Genomic DNA, 17,117 nt, shown 5'->3' with positions numbered 1-17,117 from the left:
GTATAGCCAGCCGTTTCGCTGTGGCGAGAGCGCCATCCGGGCGCCATCAATCCCCGTCTCGGGGTCTACGACTACAAGACGAGCTTCCGATTTCGGCAAAACTTGAAGGGTTTTGCTTACAAATGTGCCGATGAAAACTGCTGCTGCCATTGACCCCGACGACTTCGACCGCCTGCTGAGCCGAAATCTCAAGCTCCCGCTGCTGGGAGGCCTCTTCGGCGCCGTGGTGTTCGTCGGCCTCATCCTGTTCCTGCTGTCGACCATCGGAATGGTGGAACACACCGACCGCGTGACCCGCGCGGCCAGCGAACTGCAGCGGCGCAGCATCGACATGGAAACCGGCTTGCGCGGCTTCCTGATCAGGGGGGACGAGACTTTTCTGGAGCCTTACCAGAGCGCCCTGCCCCGCATCAAGAGCGACACGGCCGCGCTGCGCGAACTGGTGTCCGACAACCGGCAGCAGGTGGAGCGCATCGACCGGATCGCCGCGGTCCAGGCCACCTGGATCGAGTTTGCGCGCAGCCTCATCGAAGCGCGGCGGGCCGGCCAGGACGCGCAGGCCCAGGTGCGGCTGGGCCGGGGCAAGCGCCTGACCGACGACATGCGCATGGAGTTCACCGCGTTCATGGACACCGAGCAGTCGCTGCGCTTCCAGCGCAACAACGATGCCAACCGCACCGCGTGGTGGACGGTGGGCCTGTTCCTGCTGTTCACGCTGGTGCTGACGGGGCTGGTCGCGTATTTCGGCCGGCGCCAGCTGGTGCGGCTGTCGGACAGCTACGACGTGGTGCTCAAGGAGCAGGCCGAGCATTCCGAGCGGCTGTCCGAAGAGGCCTGGCTGCGCAGCGCACAGACCGAGCTGGTGGGCGAACTGGTCGGCGAGCTGAGCGCGCCCGACATGGGCCGCAAGATCCTGGCTTTCTTCTCGCGGCATCTGGGCAGCGCGGTCGGCGCGATGTACGTGCGCGAGCGGCACGGGCCGCTGCGCCGGGCGGCGAGCTACGGTTTTTCGGGTGACGCGGAAGCCTCGCCCCAGGTGTTTTCTCCCACCGAGAGCCTGATCGGCCAGGCGGCGGCCGAGCGGCGCCGCATGCTCATCGACCCGATCGACGCCACCTACCTGCGCGTGAACACGGGCCTGGGCGACATGGCACCCAGAACCGTGCTGCTGATGCCGGTGATGAGCGACGGCATCGTCAACGGCGTGATCGAGCTGGGCCTGCCCGGCGCACCCGACGAGCGCGCGAGCCAGTTGCTCGACGTGGTGTGCGACGACATCGGCACTTCGCTGGCGGCGGCGCGCTACCGCGAACAGCTGCAGGACGTGCTGGCCGAGACGCAGCAGCTCAACGAGGAACTGCAGGTGCAGCAGGAAGAGCTGCGCACCGCCAACGAAGAGCTCGAAGAACAGTCGCGCGCGCTGCGCGCCTCGCAGGCCATGCTGGAGAACCAGCAGGCCGAGCTGGAGCAGACCAACAGCCAGCTCTCCGAGCGCACCGAGGCACTCGACCAGCGCAACACCGCGCTGCGCCGCGTGCAGCGCGACCTGGAAGACCGTGCCGACGAACTGCAGCGCGCAAGCCGCTACAAGTCGGAGTTCCTCGCGAACATGTCGCATGAGCTGCGCACGCCGCTCAACAGCGCGCTGATCCTGGCCAAGCTCCTGGGCGACAACCCGCAGGGCAACCTGACGCTGGAGCAGGTGAAATTTGCCGAGTCGATCTACTCGTCGGGCAACGACCTGCTGGTGCTGATCAACGACATCCTGGACATCGCCAAGGTCGAGGCCGGCAAGCTCGAGGTGGTGCCCGAAGACGTGGCGATCAGCCGGCTGGCGCAAAGCCTGGAAAGCACGTTCAGGCCGCTGGCGATGGAGAAGCGGCTGAGCTTCAGGCTGGAGATCCAGACCGGCGCGCCGGCCTCGCTGGTCACCGACCGGCAACGCGTCGAGCAGGTGCTGAAGAACCTGTTGTCGAACGCGATCAAGTTCACCGAACGCGGCGAGGTGGCGGTGGTGGTGGCACCCACTGCCGACGGCGGCGCGAGCTTTGCGGTGTCCGACTCGGGGATCGGCATCGATCCGCAGCAGCACGAGCTGATCTTCGAGGCCTTCCGCCAGGCCGACGGCACCACCAGCCGGCGCTACGGCGGCACGGGCCTGGGCCTGTCGATCTCGCGCGACCTCACCCACCTTCTGGGCGGCACGCTCACCGTGCAGAGCGAACCGGGCAAGGGCAGCACCTTTGTCCTGCAGCTGCCGGCGCGCGCGCCGCAGGCGTCGGAGCTGCAGGCGGCCCCGCCGAAGATGGCCGCGGCCTACACGCCGGGCCATCGCGCCACCGCTGCGACTCCGGTGCCGCAGGCGCCCGCTCCGAAGGCGGTGGTGCCGGCGCCCCAGTTCGCCGACGACCGCGCGGTGCCGCGCGACCAGGTGCGCCGGGTGCTGGTGATCGAGGACGAGCCGCAATTCGCGCACATCCTCTACGACCTGGCGCACGAGCTGGGCTACCGCTGCCTGGTGGCGCACGGCGCGGCCGACGGCTTCGAGCTGGCCACGCAGTTCGTGCCCGATGCCATCCTGCTGGACATGCGCCTGCCCGACAGCACGGGCCTGGACGTGCTGCAGAAGCTCAAGGATTCGCCGCACACGCGCCACATTCCGATCCACGTCGTCTCGGCCGCCGAGAACGCGCAGGCCGCGGCGCTGCACCTGGGCGCCATCGGCTTCGCGCTGAAGCCGGCCACGCGCGACGAGCTCATGAAGGTGTTCGGCCGGCTGGAGGACAAGCTCACGCAGAAGGTCAAGGTCGTGCTGCTGGTGGAAGACGATGAGCTGCAGCGCGAGAGCGTGATCCACCTCATCGGCGACGACGACATCGAGATCGTGGCCGTCGGCTCGGGCGAAGAGGCGCTGGAGCTGCTGCGCACCCGCGTGTTCGACTGCATGATCACCGACCTGAAGCTGCCCGACATGCAGGGCAGCGAGCTGCTCAAGGCGATGGCGGCGGAAGAGATCGTGTCGTTCCCGCCGGTCATCGTGTACACCGGGCGCAATCTCACGCGCGACGAAGAAACCGAGCTGCAGCGCTATTCGCGCTCGATCATCATCAAGGGCGCCCGCTCGCCGGAGCGCCTGCTCGACGAGGTGACGCTGTTCCTGCACAAGGTGGAAGCCGAGCTTTCCACCGAACGCCAGGGCATGCTGAAGACCGCGCGCGGACGCGACCGCATCTTCGAAGGCCGCACCATCCTGCTGGTGGACGACGACGTGCGCAACATCTTTGCGCTCACCAGTGCGCTGGAGCAGCGCGGCGCGGTGGTGGAGATCGGCCGCAACGGCCGCGAGGCGCTCGAAAAGCTCGACCAGGTGCGCGAAATCGACCTGGTGCTGATGGACGTGATGATGCCGGAGATGGACGGCCTGGAAGCCACGCGCCGCATGCGCGCCGACCCGCGCTTCGAGAAGATGCCGGTGATCGCCATCACCGCCAAGGCCATGAAGGACGACCGCGAGCAATGCCTGGCCGCGGGCGCCAACGACTACCTGGCCAAGCCGGTCGACCTGGAGCGCCTGTTCTCGCTGCTGCGGGTGTGGATGCCGAAGATGGAGCGCCTGTGACAGAAAAACAGCCCTCACCGCTTCAGCCGCTCTCCGACACCGAGATCGAGCTGCGCCTCCTGATGGAGGCCATCTACCTCAAGTACAGCTACGACTTCCGCAACTACACCACCGCCTCGCAGAAGCGCCGCGTGCTGTATGCGCTGGAGCAGCTGGCGCTGCCGAGCATCTCGGCGCTGCAGGACAAGGTGCTGCGCGACGCGGTGCTGTTCGGCCGGCTGCTGCAGTTCCTGACGATCCCGGTGAGCGAGATGTTTCGCGACCCGACCTACTTTCTGGCGCTGCGCCAGCATGTGGTGCCCATCCTGCACACCTACCCGTCCGTCAAGGTGTGGGTGGCGGGCTGCAGCACCGGCGAAGAGGTGTTTTCGCTCGCCATCCTGCTGCGCGAGGAAGGCCTTCTGGAACGCACCCAGATCTACGCCACCGACATCAACCCCGCCTCGCTGGAAAAGGCGCGCCAGGGCATCTTTCCGCTCGAAGCCATCCGCGGCTACACCACCAACTACCAGCGCGCGGGCGGACGCAGTGCGTTCTCCGACTACTACACCGCGGCCTACGACGCGGCGCGCTTCGACCCGTCGCTGTGCGCGGACGTGATCTTTGCCGACCACAGCCTGGCGACCGACAGTGTGTTCGCCGAGACGCAGCTGGTGTCGTGCCGCAACGTGCTCATCTACTTCAACCGCCAGTTGCAGGACCGCGCGCTCGGGCTGTTCCACGAGTCGCTGTCGCACCGCGGCTTCCTCGGGTTGGGCTCGAAGGAAAGCATCGACTTCTCGGCATATGCGGACCGCTTTGCGCCCCACGCGCGCGCCGAGCGCATCTACCGCAAGGCGACATGAGCAAGCCGTCCCTCCCCTTCGCTCGCAAGCGCGTGGAAGCCGTCGTGCTGGGCGCCTCGGCCGGCGGCATCGATGCGCTCTTCGTGCTGCTCGAAGGCCTGCCCGCGAGCTGGCGCATTCCGATGACGGTGGTGTTGCACCTGCCCGAAGACCATGCAAGCCACCTGGCCGACATCTTTCGCCAGCGCCTGCCGATTCCGGTGCACGAGGCCGGCGACAAGATGCCGCTGTCGGGCGGCCGCCTCTACTTCGCGCCGCCGGGCTACCACCTGTCGATCGAGCGCGAACGCTGCTTCTCGCTCAGTTGCGAGCCGCCGGTGCTGTTTTCGCGCCCTTCCATCGATGTGCTGATGACCTCCGCCGCCGACGCCTACGGCCCCGCGCTGGCCGGTTTTCTGCTGACGGGCGCCAACGAAGACGGCGCCCAAGGCCTGCATCGCATTCACCTGGCCGGCGGCCTCACCGCCGTGCAAGACCCCAAAGAAGCCCTGATTTCCATCATGCCCCTCGCCGCCATCGCGCGCCACGCCCCCGACCATGTGCTGCCCCTGCGCGAGCTTCGCACGGTGCTTTTGCAACTGGAGGCCGCCCATGCCCATTGACGTCAAGAGCAAGCTGCTGATCGTCGATGACCTGCCGGAGAACCTGCTGGCGCTGGAAGCGCTGATCCGCGCGCCGGACCGCATCGTGTCCCGCGCCGGTTCGGCCGAAGAGGCACTCGCGCTGCTGCTGGAGCACGAGTTCGCGCTGGCCATCCTGGATGTGCAGATGCCCGACATGAACGGCTTCGAGCTGGCCGAGCTGATGCGCGGCACCGAGCGCACGCGGCACATCCCCATCATCTTCGTGAGCGCCGCGGGGCGCGAGCTGAACTACGCCTTCCAGGGCTACGAGAGCGGCGCGGTCGACTTCCTGCACAAGCCGCTGGACCCGCATGCGGTGGTCAGCAAGGTGAACGTGTTCGTCGACCTGTACCAGCACAGGAAGGCGCTGCGCCACGAGATGGAATCGCTCGCGGCCGCGCACCGCAAGCAGGAAGAGCTGGTGCAGCAATTGCAGCAAACGCAGCAGGAGCTGGAGCGCGCGGTGCGCATGCGCGACGACTTCATGTCGATGGTGTCGCACGAGTTGCGCACGCCGCTCAACACGCTCTACCTGGAAGCGCAGCTGCGGCAGTTGCACCTGTCCAAGGGCAACCTCGCCCATTTCGCGCCCGACCGCCTGCCCACGATGATCGAGCGCGACCAGCGGCAGATCCGCAACATGGTGCGGCTGATCGACGACATGCTGGACGTCACGCGCATGCGGCGCGATGCGCTCTCGATCCAGACCAAGCCGGTGGATCTCGCGGTGCTGTCGCGCGCCGTGGTCGAGAGCCTGCGCCATCAGGCCGAGGCCGCGGGCGCGGCCATCACGCTGCGGGCGCCGGCCGAACTGCATGGCGTATGGGACGAGTTCCGCATCGAACAGGTGCTGACCAACCTCCTGACCAACGCACTGCGCTACGGCGGCGGCAAGCCGGTGGAGATGGTGGTGGAGCAAGCCCAGAGTGCTGAACAGGCCGCCCCGGTGGCCCGCGTGAGCGTGCGCGACCACGGCATCGGCATCGCGCCGGAGGACCACGAGCGCATCTTCGAGCAGTTCGAGCGCACCGCCGACAGCCGCAAGCACGCGGCCGGCCTGGGCCTGGGGCTGTACATCACGCGCAAGATCGTCGGGCTGCACCAGGGGCAGATAGAGGTGCAAAGCGTGCCCGGCGAAGGGTCCACCTTCGTGGTCGAGTTGCCGCTGCGCGCCGACACGGCGAGCCCGCCACCGCCAGCCCGGATGAATGCGTAGGAATACGCTGACGGCACGGCGTGAAGGCGGCGTCGATACTGCTACCTCCGACTTACCCTGAAAGAAAAACCGCTGTGAACGTGCTGATCGTGGACGACAACGAAGCCGCCGCCGACCTGTTGCAGGAACTCCTCACGCTGCAGGACCACACGGCCCGCTGCACCTACACGGCGCAGCAGGCGATGGACGCGGCGGCCGTGGAGCATTTCGATGCGGCGCTGATCGACCTCACGCTGCCCGATTTTCCGGGCACCGAGGTGGCGCGCAGGCTGCGCAGCAGCACGGCCGAAGGCACGCCGCGGCTCCTGGTGGCGATCTCGGGCTTCTCGGCGCAGGACGCAGGCGGCGAATCGGCCGAGGGTCTGTTCGACCACCATCTGCAGAAACCGATCGACATCGACCAGCTCGATCGCATCCTGGCGCAGCCTCTGCGCTAGGCCCTGGCCAAGCGCAAGACACCATGACGATGCGCCGCCCCGCTCTCGCATGTGTGGTGTTGGCGCTGCTGGTGCCGCTCGCGTCGGCAGCGGGATGGGTGGACGGCACCGGCAAGCCGATTCCCGATACCGAATCGATGCGCAGCGACGGCGACTTCATGGCGCAGTTGATCGTCACCCCCGACGAAGCCGAACTCCGCCAGGCCTGGAACAACACCAGCCGCAAGCCTGTGCTGCGTACCACCGACAGCGCGGCGCGCGGCGTCAAGTCCAGCGCCATGCTGATCCTGCGCGGCTGCGTGCCGAACGCCACCGGCCAGTGCGATGTGGTGGTCGAATTCTTCGTCGCCACGCCCCGCGGGCAACGCATCCCCGCCGGAGGCGGACCGCTATGGACCTCCGAGCCGCCCCCGGCCACTTTGGTGCTGGGCGCCGCCACCATGAACTTTGCATTCGGCCCCAGCGACGAAGCCGGGGTCTACAGCGTGCTGGCCAAGGTGACGGACCGCATCGGCCAGCGCACGCTGGAGCTGTCTCGGCCCATGCGCCTGGACTGAGGCGCGGGCCCCCACGCATCAAGGCGTTGCGAGCACCATCGTCCAATAGTGGGAATAGGTGTTCGACGTGCCGCCGCGCACGCAGGCCAGCGCGATGTTCTTGTAGTTCGCGCCCATCAGGTTGCGGCAATGGCCTTCGCTGTTCTGCCATGAGTTCATGGCCGACGCCACGCTCTCCTGCCCGGCCGCGATGTTTTCGCCGACGCCCGACCATGTGTAGCCCGCGGCCGTCGCGCGGCTGCCGACGGTGCTGCCGTCCGAGCCGGTGTGACTGAAGAAATTGTTTGCGACCATGTCCAGCGAATGGCGCGCCGCCGCCGCGTCGAGCTGGGCATTCCACGCCAGAGGCGCAGCCGCCGGGAATTGCGTGGTGCCGCAGGTGCGGGCCTCGCTGCGGAACTGGTTGACGCGCGTGACCGTGTCCTGAACGAAATCCGGCAGGCCGCAGCTCTGCAGGGCGGCAAGGCTAGGCGAAGGCGCGGGTGCAGGCGCTGGATCGGCAGTAGGTGCCGGTGCGGGCGCCGGTGCGGATGCAGCCGGCACGCCCAACCCGATCGGCACGCCTGCGCCACCGCCGCCACCCCCTCCTCCACCGCACGATGCAAGCAACAGGCCGGCAAGGGCCCCGAGGGTGCCGATGGCGGCGCAACGAAATTTCAGACGCATGGTTTCCCGGGTGCTGGTGATGAAGGAGAAAAAGAGAATACGTGAGGCTCAGCGCATCGCCTTGTAGCGATACAGCCTGAAACCGTTCTTCTGCACGAAGCTGATCGGCTCCCAGCCGCGGGCGAGCGCGCGGTCGGTGATCTGTGCCATCTGCAGCCCGATGGGGTCCTGCAGGCTGTCCGCCACGGCGAGGTCGAATTTGCGCAGGTCGCGATCGAAGCCTTCGACGGCCGCGATGGCGGCCTCGACCCGGGTGAACGGCACGACGGTCATGCCATGAACCCCACGTCGCGCGGATAGGCGATGCCGCTGGGCGCGGTCATGCCGAAGTTCTTCAGGTTGGGCAGGATGCCGTCGAGCTGGTTGTCCGGCACGCCGAACCAGCGCGCCAGCGTGGCCGCGTACTGGTCCACCGAGGTGGTCGGCAGCAGGCGCCCCTGGCCCACGTGCCACTGGTCGGCGTCGTTCGCGGTGTTGGTGATGCTCACCGACGGCGCGGTGCCGTAGATCGCCTTGCCCTTGACCGCGCCGCCGACCACGAAATGGTGGCCGCCCCAGCCGTGGTCGGAGCCGTTGCTGTTGCTCGACAAGGTGCGGCCGAAGTCCGACGCGGTGAAGGCCGTGACGTTGTTGGCCACGCCGAGCGCACCCATCTGCTTGTGAAAGTCCGCCATCGCCTCCGACAGCTTCTGCATCAGCCCAGGCTGGCGAGCGATCAGGTCGTCGTGCAGGTCGAAGCCTCCCATCGACACGAAGAACACCTGGCGCCTGATGCCCAGCGCGCCGCGCCCGCGGATCAGGCGCGCCACCATCTTGAGCTGGTCGGCCAGGTTGTTCTTGTCCGGGAAGGTGCCGGCCGGAAAGTCCTGCTGGATGGCCCCGGTGATCGTGCCCTCGGCGGTGATCGCGCGCCGGATGACCCGGGTGTATTCGTCCTCCAGCATGTGGCCGCTCTCGCGCTGCGCGATCTGCTGCATCGCGGCCTTCACCGCGGCCGAGTTGAAGAGATTGCCGCCCGTGCCGCTCACGCTGTTGATGCGCACCGCGCCGCCGGTTCCCACCTGGTACTGCAGCGCCTGGTCGCCCGAGAGGAACACGGCGTTGCCCGCCACCGACATGCAGGTGAACATCGAGCCGCCGTTGGCCGACAGCGCCAGGTCGCCCAGGTTGCCGCCCCAGCCGACGGTGGAGCCCTCGGGCGAGGACGACTGCCACACCGACTGCTGGTCGTTGTGCGAGAACAGCTTGGGCGGCACCGGAAAGTCGCGGCGGTTGCTGCTGCTGTATTGCGCGCGCGTCAGCGGCTTGATCAGCGGGCCGACGTTCAGCTGCACCGCCACCTTGCCCTCGGTGTTGAAGAGATCGGCCAGCCGCGTCATCGACGGATGCAGCGCGTAGCTGCGGCCGCCGGGCAGCGCCTGCGTGGGCTTGAGCTCGGTCGCGGCCAGCGCGGCGCGCGGGATGGCGATGCCGCCGCCGGCCTCCCCGTCGCCGCCGCGGATGGTGCTGTATTTGCCGTAGCTGTCGGTGTCGTAGGTGACCACGGTGTTCGCGTAGTCGTTGCCGCCGAACAGAAAGACGCAGACCAGCGCCTTGTAGTCGTCGCCGGGCGCGCCCTGCGCGGCGGCTTCGCCCATGGCGGCGAGGTTGAGCGCAAACGGCAGCGCGGTGCCGGCCATGGCGAGCTGGCCCGAGCGGCGCAGGAACGCGCGCCGCGTGTGCTGGACAGGGTTGATGAGGTACATGGGTGTCGGGTCCCGCGTTGTCTATTTCTGCACAAGGTATTCGGACGAACCCATCACCAGCAGCACGGCGGCGTAGATCCGGTTGAGCTTGGCGTTGTCGCTGCTCGCTGCCGTGAGGGCCGGCGTGGCGAGCGCATTGGTGATGAGGCTCACGGTGGCGGCCGAGAGCTGGTTGGCGGTCAACAGCAGGTTGAGCCGCCGCACCAGCGCCGCGGGGTCGAGCACCAGCGCCTTTTCGGCTGTGTAGTTCGCCATCACGTCCTTGCTGCTGAACCCGTTCTGGATCACCTGCTGCATGAAGTTGAGATAACCGCCCACGCTGGTTTCGGTCACCAGCTGGAACTCGGGGGCCACCAGCTTGTGGGTTGCGATGGCGGTCGCCGGCGGCACGTAGCCGGGTCGGAAGAAGTTGAACACCGAGGGCGAGCGCAGCGGGCTTTGGCCGAGGCCGAAGCTGGGGTCCGAGGTGATGCCGATCTTCCAGGCATCGGTGGCCGAGGCGATGCCGCAGGTGCGACCCCATTGCACCAGCCGCAGCATCGGTTCGCGCAGACGCCCGAAGTTCGGATCGGCCAGGCCGCCCGGGCCGCGCGCCTCGTCGTCCAGCAGCACCGCGGCGAACACGCTTTTCATGTCGCCGCGCACGCCCGCGCCGTTGTTGGCAAAGACGCCGGCCACGCGCTCGACGTAGGCCGGGCTGGGGTTGCTGGTCACCAGCCGCTGGATCAGTTGCTTGCCGATGAAGGGGCCGACGTTCGGATGGTTGAAGAGCGTGTCCAGCGCGATCTTCAGCGCCTCCGGGCCGGGCGTGCCGCCGGGCACGGTGGCGCCGAGGAAGCGGGCCTCCAGCATCGAGTGATTCGCGGCCACAAAGGACATGGGGCGCGTGGTCCAGTCCTTGGTGTCTCGGGGGCCGCCCCCGGTGGGCGGCGTGAAGCCGGTGCGCTCCGCGCCGCGGATGTCCAGCACATAGCCGGTGAATACGCGCGCCAGGTTGGTCACGTCGTCCTGCGTGTAGCTGTCCAGCGGTTCCCCGTCGCCACCGTTCCTGGTCGTGCCGTCGGGGTTGAGCTGCGACAGCCCGATGGTCATGAGCTGCATGACCTCGCGCGCATAGTTTTCGTCGGGCTGCCGGCCGCGGCCATCTTCCTTGCGGTTGTCGCGGGTGTTCAGGTAGAAGCCCATCGCGGGGTTCAGCGTCACGTCTTCCAGCAGGGTGCGGAAGTTGCCGGTGACGCCGGCCACCAGCGTGTCGAAGTACTGGGTCATCATGAAGTGAGGCCAGCTCGAGCCGATCTCGTTGGCCGAGACCACGAAGATCTCGCTGAGCGCGAGCGCCATGCGCTTGCGCATCGGGTCGGTCGACACCATCAGCTGGCGCCAGACGGCGGCATCGATGTCGGCAGTATCGAAGGGCTTGCTGTCCAGCCACTCCCAGGCCGACTGCGTGCGCGCCGCGCCGAACTGCTCGCTGATCCAGGGCAGGTAGCCCTTGGCACGCACATCGGCGATCTCGGCTTCCGAGGCAGAGAGCTGGGCCTGCAACAGGAAGCGCGCGGCTTCTTCGTCGGTCTTGGCCTGCGGGTGGTGGTAGGGGCCGGTGTCCGGCAGAAGATCTCCACTGCCGCCGCCCCCGCCCCCGCCCCCGCCGCCGCCGCCGATTGGAAAAGCGACGCCCCCACCGCCCCCGCTTCCGCCACCCCCGCCGCCGCAGGCTGCCAGCGCGGCGGAGATGGAAAACGCCGCCAGCGTCTTCAAGGGCAGTTGTGCCGAAGACGCCGCCGGTAGGGCTTGTGCGGCGGGGTTGCCCGCTCTCGTGCTTGTTGTCGTCGCCGGCGCGTTCAAACACGCCAGATCGTCGGCCACGCTCGCGCGGCCGGCGTCGATCCGTTCTTCCACCATGGTTCCTCGCTCCTGCGGCGTTAAGCGCCGCTGGGCGATTCAAGGCAAATGCTGTGCCCTGCGAAAAATCGTGAGAAGCCCGTCATGAACAGGGAGTCTGTTGCAATTTGTGCGCTTTTTGTGACTTTTTAGTCACTTCTAAAACAAAAATGGCAGCTCGAAAGGCCTCGTGCCGAAGGGCTTGGGCGATCAGCGTGCGATTTCGCGGCGAGACAAGGTCACGTCGCCGCCAGTCGTGTTGAACGCGATGGTGGGCGCGCTGTAGTCGCTCAGCGGCGCACCCAGGCCGATTTCTCCCCGGCCATGCAGCACGCATTCTTCGCGGCGCAACGCGATCTCGGTGCTGGGGCCGCCGTTGCCATGAAAGCGCACCCAGGTTCCATAGGTGCTCACGTCGATCAGCACGCAGCTGCCGTGCCGCATCTCGATGCGCGCATGCAGCCGCGAGACGCGCGGGTCGTTGACCACGAACTGCGCATCGTCGACGCGCCCCAGGTGAATCGGCAACTGTTCGACGCTGAACATCGAGCGCACGTCGAGCCACGACAACTCGATCTGCCCAAACGAGGAATCGGCCGAACGGGGCAGCGGCGCCAGCGCGGCCGGCACGGTAAGAAACGAGGTCACCTCTTCCTGCCAGTCGATGCGGTGCACCACCGACATCTCGCTGCGCCCGCGGATGTTGATCAGGCCCAGGTCGCGGTGCTGCACGGCGCCCTCGCGCAGCTGGGAGATCACGGTGTCGGTCACCCAGATCTGCCCCGGTCCGGCGAGGTCGCTGAGCCTGGAGGCCAGGTTCACGGCATCGCCGAAGCAATCGCCCTCCACCTCGACCACGTCGCCGCTGGCCACTCCGATCTGAAGCGCCATGCGCAACGGCGCGGGCCAGGCCTGCAGGCGTTTCTGGTGGTAGCGCTGCAGCTCGATCACCGCGTGCGTGGCCGCGGCGCCGCTGGTGAAGATGGCGAACACGCCGTCTCCGAGCGACTTCACCACCCGGCCGCCGTGAGCCTGGCAGACGCCGCCGATCCATTGGGTCAGCCGCGTCACCGTCTCGGTGGCCCGTGCGTTCCCGATAGCCTCGAACACCCTGGTGCTACCCGTCAAGTCCGCGAATACGACTGTGGAACTGACACCCATACTGTTATGAATCTTTTTTTGGCAACCGCTGGATCGTAGGTCGCTGCACTGGCAAACGCCTAACTAGCCCTTGGCGACAGACGACATCTTTGTTCATGGATGTATACGCAGGTCGTTCCGGAAGTGGATGGCTGGGAATTGGATCAATAGACGTAATACTTTAGAAATAATCTGCAAGCAATTGGTAAAAGTGATACGTAAAGTATGTTGTTTGCAGACAAGAAACATTGTTCCGGAACTTGTGCAACCGTTAACGGAGGCTTAAGGTAGCGGCCATCCTGGCTTCCGGCAATACGCTTTCTGTCACATGGCGCTCTTCCGTCGCATTCTTCGTTTGCTGAACGTGCCCGGCTTCGGCTCTCGCCAGCCGTCGGAGAGCCAATTGGGGCGTATACGCACGGCGATGCTGTCGGTGCTGCAGGCCCACGGCGGCCATTCGATCCAGCGCATCAGCCAGCGCGTGCGTTTTGCGACCGATGTGGAAGCCCTGTGGTACCTGCGCCAGGATGTGATGAGCGCACTGAGCGCCATCGACGGCGAGTCCGCCGCGCGACGCCAGATGAAAAGCATCAACAGCATGTTCAACGGCCGCCTGCCCGGCTCCATGGGTCCGCGCGCGCACCAGCGTTTCACCGGCGGCAACAACAGCTGACCACCGGGCGGGCGCGAACGGGCCCCGTTCAATGGGCGTGGTCGTGATGATCGTGCGCATGGGCATGACGATGCCCCCAGACCAGAAACACATCGCGCCCCTCGGCAGCCAGCGCCACCCTGGCGCCCACCGGCAGCAGCACCTTGGTCGGCACATGGCCGAACGGCAGGCCTGTGAGCACCTGAACCTTGAGTGAGGCACGCAGCCGCTCGACCACCGCATCGAGCCCGAAGCCGCGGTCGTAGCCCGGCACCTTGCGGATGCCGGTGAACTGGCCGAACACGATCGCTTTCTGCCGCGCCAGCACGCCGGCCATCTTGAGCTGGTCGAGCATGCGTTCGATGCGGTAGGGATGTTCGTTGGTGTCCTCGATGAACAGCACGCCCTTGTCGACCGCCGGAAAGTACGGGGTACCCAGGAGGCTGGTGAGCACGCAGAGATTGCCGCCCCACAGCACCGCGTCTTGAACCGGCTTGACCTTGAGTTCGGCATCGCGCACCGGCATGCGCCAGCCGGTGCCCTCGCCTTGCCCGCTCAGGAGGTCGTCGAAGCAGGCTTCCATGATGTCGTCCGCGCCGGCTTCGGCACCGAAGTCTTCGCCGACCGCGGGGCCGGACCATGTGACGCCGCCGGTCTTGGCGAGCAGCGCGTTCTGCAGCGCGGTGAAGTCGCTGCAGCCGACGAACTCGGTGCCTTTGCCGATCGCCTTGGCCACGGCCTTGTACGGAATCTGGTCGAGGATGCGGGTGAGCCCGTAGCCGCCGCGCGCGATGAGCGCGATGTTCGCGCCGCTCGCCGCGGCCCGCGAAATGGCGGCCAGGCGGGTGGCATCGTCGCCGGCAAAACGCTGGTGCACGGAGAGTGCGGCTTCGTCGACTTCGACGTCGTGACCCAGCGCCTTGAGCCTCGCGACACCGCGGCGGAAAGCGGCCTTGTCGCGGATCGCGCTGGAGGGAGAGTAGATATAGATGTGTTTGGTCACGAGGCCGAGTATCCCATCGCCTCGCGCGCGACGCCCGCGAGCACAGCGGCCTGCACGTCCCCTGGACCCGACGACGAAGCGATGGGCCCCAGCGCGCGCAGAGCGGCTTCGTAGCCGCGGTCGGGGTACGGTGCGCGCCATGCGTCCTTGATGCGCTCGCCGGCATCGGGCGCAGCGAGCACCGCCACGAAGCGATCGCCAGCGCCGGCCCGCACCAGCGATGCAAGACCCGAGGCCGAGGCGCTGTGCACCAGCACCATCGGACCCGGCTGCACGCGGTCCAGCCATTCGAGCAGCACGTCGCGATGCCATTCGAGGCTGTGCGCGGCGTCGCGCTTGGGCTTGTCGCTCTTGCCGAAACCGATCAGGTCGGGCACCAGCGTGCGCAGCCCCTGAAAGCCGACCAGATGACGAAAGAAGTAGCCCCATTCGCCCGGGCCGTGCAGGCACAGGCAGCACGCCAGCCGGCCGTCCTTGCCCGGCGGCCCGGCTTCATCGACGTAGTGCAGGCGCCAGCCTTGCAAGGCCGCCAGGTCCTGGACGTGATGCGGCGCGAAGGCGTAGTCGCCCAGCGCGGCAAAGCGCTCGGCGGGCGTGCGCAGCGCATCGTCGCGCAAGGGCTGGGCTTGCTCGCGCGCCACGCTCCGGCGCTGCTGAAAAAACGCTTGCAGCACGGCCGCGCATTCGTCGGCCAGCACGCCGCCCTGCACTTGCGTGCGGTGGTTCAGCCGCGGCTCGGCGAAAAGATCGAGCACCGAGCCGGCCGCGCCGGTCTTCGCGTCGGGTGCACCGAACACCACGCGAGTCAGCCGCGAATGCAGCATGGCGCCCGCGCACATGGCACAGGGCTCCAGCGTGACGAAAAGCTCGCAGCCGTCGAGCCGGTAGTTGCCCAGCACGGCGGCACCGGCGCGCAGGGCGTTGATCTCGGCGTGCGCGCTCGGGTCGTGCTGCGCCACGGGTGTGTTGCGGCCGGTGGCGATGAGCTGGCCGTCCTTGACCAGCACCGCGCCCACCGGCACCTCGCCGGCCTCCGCCGCCAGACGCGCTTCGGCCAGGGCGAGCGCCATCCAGCGTGTGTCGCCGGTGCCGGCGGCCGGTGCGGACTCAGTTGTCATCCGGCATCTTGCGCGCCTGCGCAGCGGCGTCCAGCGCGTCCTTGACCTGTTGCTGGACCTGTTCGCTCTGCGTGCGCACATCGGCGGGCGCTTCGCCGGGGGCGGTAGCCGTTGCGCCGGGTGCGCTGGGCAAGGCCGGCACCGCCGCGGTCGTCATCTGCTTCTTGGCGATCAGTCCGACGATGACGAGTGCCAGCACCAGGCCCAGCAATCCAAAAATGCGCATCTCAGTGTCCTTGTGCAGCAGGAGCTTCGGCGTTCATGCCGAGCCGGTCCATCCACGCCGCCAGCGCCTGCTCGTCCGGCGTGCCCGCGCCGTAGACCGCGCGCATCGCCGCATGCGACTCCTTGCGATGCTGGTTGAGCTTGACCTTGCATTGCAGCGCGGTCACGCGCATTTCGAAGCCGACGATGCCGGCCAGCATCTTGAGCTGGAACTCCTCGCCCAGGTCCCGCCATTGCTGCGCATAGCCGGGTTCGTGGTCGCCGATGAGTTTTTTCAGCAAGGCGTCCTTCTCCATGGGCTCTTCGATCAGCCTCGCCTCGACGGTGCAATGAACGGCCAGGTAGTTCCACGTCGGCACGCGCGCCAGGTCGGGGTAGACCGCCGGCGACAGGTACGAGTGCGGCCCGAGAAAAGTGACGACCGCCCGAGGCCGCGCCTGCAGGTAGCGCCAATGCGGATTCGGCTTGGCGCAATGCCCCAGCAGCACCAGTTCGTCGCCCTCTCGCTGCTCGGCCACCAGCGGCAGGTGCGTGACGAACGGCAGGCCTTCGTCGTCGTTGGAGATCAGGCTCGCGAACGGGTGCGAGCGCATCAGTTCCAGCGCGATGGCCGGGTCCTTGGCGTTGAACGGCGGGGGCATGTACATGGGTTTTTCCTCGTGGCGAGGCCCGATTGTCCCCGAGCCTGCCTACCTTGCGCGAGCCTCCTCCAGGCGCTTGACCATCGCGGTGTACCCGCGTGCCCGGGCCAGTTGCAGCGGTGTGTTGCCCTGGCGGTCCGTGAGCTTCAGGCTCGCGCCGGCATCGACCAGCGCGGCCAGCGTGCGCTGATGGCGCGGGCCGCCGTCGCCCAGCACGATCGATTCGATCAGCGCCGTCCAGTGCAGGTTGTTGACATGGTCCAGCGGCGCCCCGGCCGCAATCAGCCGGCGCACCACTTCGTCATGCCCCAGATGCGCGGCGGCGATGAGCGCGGTGCCGTCGTAGCGGCTCGTCGTCTGCCCGGCCTTGGCGCCGAGCGACAGCAGCAGCGTGAGCGTGGGGACGTCGTCGGCGACCGCTGCGATGGTCACCGCGTCATAGCGGTCGTCTTCGAGCAGGTCGACATTTGCGCCCGCCTTGGCGAGCAGCGCCACCGCCTCGCGCTGCCGCGCATAGGTTGCGACATGCAAAGGCGTGCGGCCCTTCGCATCGCGCGCATCGAGGCCGGCGCCCGAGGCGATCAGCGTTTTCAGCTTCGGCAGGTCGCCATGCCAGGCTGCCTTGTGCAGCCCTTCATAGGCCAGCACCTCGGCCGCGAGCGGCGGCACCTGGGCCGACACGCCGGGCGATACGCCCAGCCCGAGCGCCATCGCCAACACCCCCGTCCAGAGACCGCGCTTCATCGCCA

At 67.5% G+C, this 17,117-nt stretch carries 17 protein-coding genes; 7 read left to right on the top strand and 10 right to left on the bottom strand.

Annotated elements, in window-relative coordinates; genetic code table 11:
- Positions 1–130: 130 nt before the first annotated feature.
- From ABIC90_RS18040 to ABIC90_RS18015, 6 genes are all read left to right on the top strand, one after another.
- Positions 131–3,619, top strand: coding sequence for a response regulator (locus ABIC90_RS18040; protein WP_354356345.1), 3,489 nt, complete (start codon positions 131–133; stop codon positions 3,617–3,619).
- Positions 3,620–3,681: 62 nt separating this feature from the next.
- A complete protein-coding gene (locus tag ABIC90_RS18035) occupies positions 3,682–4,464 on the top strand; it encodes a CheR family methyltransferase (protein WP_354356688.1) in 783 nt (260 codons plus the stop codon).
- Positions 4,461–5,066, top strand: coding sequence for a chemotaxis protein CheB (locus tag ABIC90_RS18030; RefSeq protein WP_354356344.1), 606 nt, complete (start codon positions 4,461–4,463; stop codon positions 5,064–5,066). Before ABIC90_RS18035 ends, ABIC90_RS18030 begins: the two co-directional genes overlap by 4 nt.
- The gene (locus tag ABIC90_RS18025) at positions 5,056–6,303 is read left to right on the top strand and encodes a hybrid sensor histidine kinase/response regulator (RefSeq protein ID WP_354356342.1); all 1,248 of its coding nucleotides are present in this window, start codon (positions 5,056–5,058) and stop codon (positions 6,301–6,303) included. Before ABIC90_RS18030 ends, ABIC90_RS18025 begins: the two co-directional genes overlap by 11 nt.
- Before the next feature lie 74 nt (positions 6,304–6,377).
- Complete coding sequence (locus tag ABIC90_RS18020) at positions 6,378–6,740, top strand: response regulator (RefSeq protein ID WP_354356340.1); 363 nt, start codon at positions 6,378–6,380, stop codon at positions 6,738–6,740.
- 29 nt (positions 6,741–6,769) lie between these two features.
- Positions 6,770–7,297: a hypothetical protein gene (locus ABIC90_RS18015; RefSeq protein ID WP_354356338.1), complete on the top strand. Its 528-nt coding sequence runs from the start codon at positions 6,770–6,772 to the stop codon at positions 7,295–7,297.
- 18 nt (positions 7,298–7,315) lie between these two features.
- Here the strand turns inward: ABIC90_RS18015 and ABIC90_RS18010 are convergent, their stop codons facing one another.
- The 5 genes from ABIC90_RS18010 to ABIC90_RS17990 all read right to left on the bottom strand — a co-directional run bounded on the left by ABIC90_RS18010 (position 7,316) and on the right by ABIC90_RS17990 (position 12,750).
- On the bottom strand, positions 7,316–7,963 hold the full coding sequence (locus tag ABIC90_RS18010; RefSeq protein ID WP_354356336.1) for a CAP domain-containing protein: 648 nt from the start codon (positions 7,961–7,963) through the stop codon (positions 7,316–7,318).
- Positions 7,964–8,011: 48 nt separating this feature from the next.
- On the bottom strand, positions 8,012–8,236 hold the full coding sequence (locus tag ABIC90_RS18005) for a hypothetical protein (RefSeq protein WP_354356334.1): 225 nt from the start codon (positions 8,234–8,236) through the stop codon (positions 8,012–8,014).
- Positions 8,233–9,708 (bottom strand): DUF1501 domain-containing protein, encoded by a 1,476-nt coding sequence (locus ABIC90_RS18000; RefSeq protein ID WP_354356332.1) that lies wholly within the window; start codon positions 9,706–9,708, stop codon positions 8,233–8,235. Before ABIC90_RS18000 ends, ABIC90_RS18005 begins: the two co-directional genes overlap by 4 nt.
- Before the next feature lie 21 nt (positions 9,709–9,729).
- Entirely contained in the window at positions 9,730–11,610 is a 1,881-nt protein-coding gene (locus ABIC90_RS17995) for a DUF1800 domain-containing protein (protein WP_354356330.1), read from the bottom strand.
- Positions 11,611–11,799: 189 nt separating this feature from the next.
- Positions 11,800–12,750 carry an adenylate/guanylate cyclase domain-containing protein gene (locus ABIC90_RS17990; RefSeq protein WP_354356328.1) on the bottom strand — a complete coding sequence of 317 codons (951 nt, stop codon included), beginning with the start codon at positions 12,748–12,750 and terminating at the stop codon, positions 11,800–11,802.
- 307 nt (positions 12,751–13,057) lie between these two features.
- Between ABIC90_RS17990 and ABIC90_RS17985 the strand changes: the two genes are divergently transcribed.
- Positions 13,058–13,402, top strand: a complete 345-nt coding sequence (locus ABIC90_RS17985) for a hypothetical protein (RefSeq protein ID WP_354356326.1) — start codon at positions 13,058–13,060, stop codon at positions 13,400–13,402.
- A gap of 28 nt (positions 13,403–13,430) precedes the next feature.
- On the opposite strand, the gene ABIC90_RS17980 is transcribed toward ABIC90_RS17985, so the two are convergent.
- From ABIC90_RS17980 to ABIC90_RS17960, 5 genes are read right to left on the bottom strand one after another with little or no spacing between them, the layout of a single operon-like run.
- Positions 13,431–14,384, bottom strand: coding sequence for an LD-carboxypeptidase (locus ABIC90_RS17980; protein ID WP_354356324.1), 954 nt, complete (start codon positions 14,382–14,384; stop codon positions 13,431–13,433).
- Positions 14,381–15,502, bottom strand: coding sequence for a tRNA adenosine(34) deaminase TadA (gene tadA, locus ABIC90_RS17975; protein WP_354356322.1), 1,122 nt, complete (start codon positions 15,500–15,502; stop codon positions 14,381–14,383). The genes ABIC90_RS17980 and tadA overlap by 4 nt, the downstream gene beginning before the upstream one ends.
- Positions 15,492–15,728 (bottom strand): hypothetical protein, encoded by a 237-nt coding sequence (locus ABIC90_RS17970; protein ID WP_354356320.1) that lies wholly within the window; start codon positions 15,726–15,728, stop codon positions 15,492–15,494. Before ABIC90_RS17970 ends, tadA begins: the two co-directional genes overlap by 11 nt.
- Position 15,729: 1 nt before the next feature.
- Positions 15,730–16,374, bottom strand: a complete 645-nt coding sequence (locus ABIC90_RS17965; RefSeq protein WP_354356318.1) for an FMN-binding negative transcriptional regulator — start codon at positions 16,372–16,374, stop codon at positions 15,730–15,732.
- Positions 16,375–16,416: 42 nt separating this feature from the next.
- Positions 16,417–17,112 carry an ankyrin repeat domain-containing protein gene (locus ABIC90_RS17960; RefSeq protein WP_436318221.1) on the bottom strand — a complete coding sequence of 232 codons (696 nt, stop codon included), beginning with the start codon at positions 17,110–17,112 and terminating at the stop codon, positions 16,417–16,419.
- Between the last annotated feature and the right edge of the window lie 5 nt (positions 17,113–17,117).

This window comes from Variovorax boronicumulans, assembly GCF_040544675.1.
GTDB classification, from domain to species: Bacteria; Pseudomonadota; Gammaproteobacteria; order Burkholderiales; family Burkholderiaceae_C; genus Variovorax; species Variovorax boronicumulans_D.
Note: the sequence above shows the minus strand (reverse complement) of the source record. Positions and strands in the feature narration are given on the sequence as shown.

Coding starts and splice junctions, on each gene's coding strand:
- ABIC90_RS17965 (WP_354356318.1), bottom strand. CDS start 16,374: ATGTACATGCCCCCGCCGTTCAACGCCAAGGACCCGGCCATCGCGCTG.
- ABIC90_RS17970 (WP_354356320.1), bottom strand. CDS start 15,728: ATGCGCATTTTTGGATTGCTGGGCCTGGTGCTGGCACTCGTCATCGTC.
- ABIC90_RS18015 (WP_354356338.1), top strand. CDS start 6,770: ATGCGCCGCCCCGCTCTCGCATGTGTGGTGTTGGCGCTGCTGGTGCCG.
- ABIC90_RS18035 (WP_354356688.1), top strand. CDS start 3,682: ATGGAGGCCATCTACCTCAAGTACAGCTACGACTTCCGCAACTACACC.
- ABIC90_RS17985 (WP_354356326.1), top strand. CDS start 13,058: ATGGCGCTCTTCCGTCGCATTCTTCGTTTGCTGAACGTGCCCGGCTTC.
- ABIC90_RS18000 (WP_354356332.1), bottom strand. CDS start 9,708: ATGTACCTCATCAACCCTGTCCAGCACACGCGGCGCGCGTTCCTGCGC.
- ABIC90_RS18040 (WP_354356345.1), top strand. CDS start 131: ATGAAAACTGCTGCTGCCATTGACCCCGACGACTTCGACCGCCTGCTG.
- tadA (WP_354356322.1), bottom strand. CDS start 15,502: ATGACAACTGAGTCCGCACCGGCCGCCGGCACCGGCGACACACGCTGG.
- ABIC90_RS18005 (WP_354356334.1), bottom strand. CDS start 8,236: ATGACCGTCGTGCCGTTCACCCGGGTCGAGGCCGCCATCGCGGCCGTC.
- ABIC90_RS18025 (WP_354356342.1), top strand. CDS start 5,056: ATGCCCATTGACGTCAAGAGCAAGCTGCTGATCGTCGATGACCTGCCG.
- ABIC90_RS17995 (WP_354356330.1), bottom strand. CDS start 11,610: ATGGTGGAAGAACGGATCGACGCCGGCCGCGCGAGCGTGGCCGACGAT.
- ABIC90_RS17990 (WP_354356328.1), bottom strand. CDS start 12,750: ATGGGTGTCAGTTCCACAGTCGTATTCGCGGACTTGACGGGTAGCACC.
- ABIC90_RS17960 (WP_436318221.1), bottom strand. CDS start 17,112: ATGAAGCGCGGTCTCTGGACGGGGGTGTTGGCGATGGCGCTCGGGCTG.
- ABIC90_RS18010 (WP_354356336.1), bottom strand. CDS start 7,963: ATGCGTCTGAAATTTCGTTGCGCCGCCATCGGCACCCTCGGGGCCCTT.
- ABIC90_RS18030 (WP_354356344.1), top strand. CDS start 4,461: ATGAGCAAGCCGTCCCTCCCCTTCGCTCGCAAGCGCGTGGAAGCCGTC.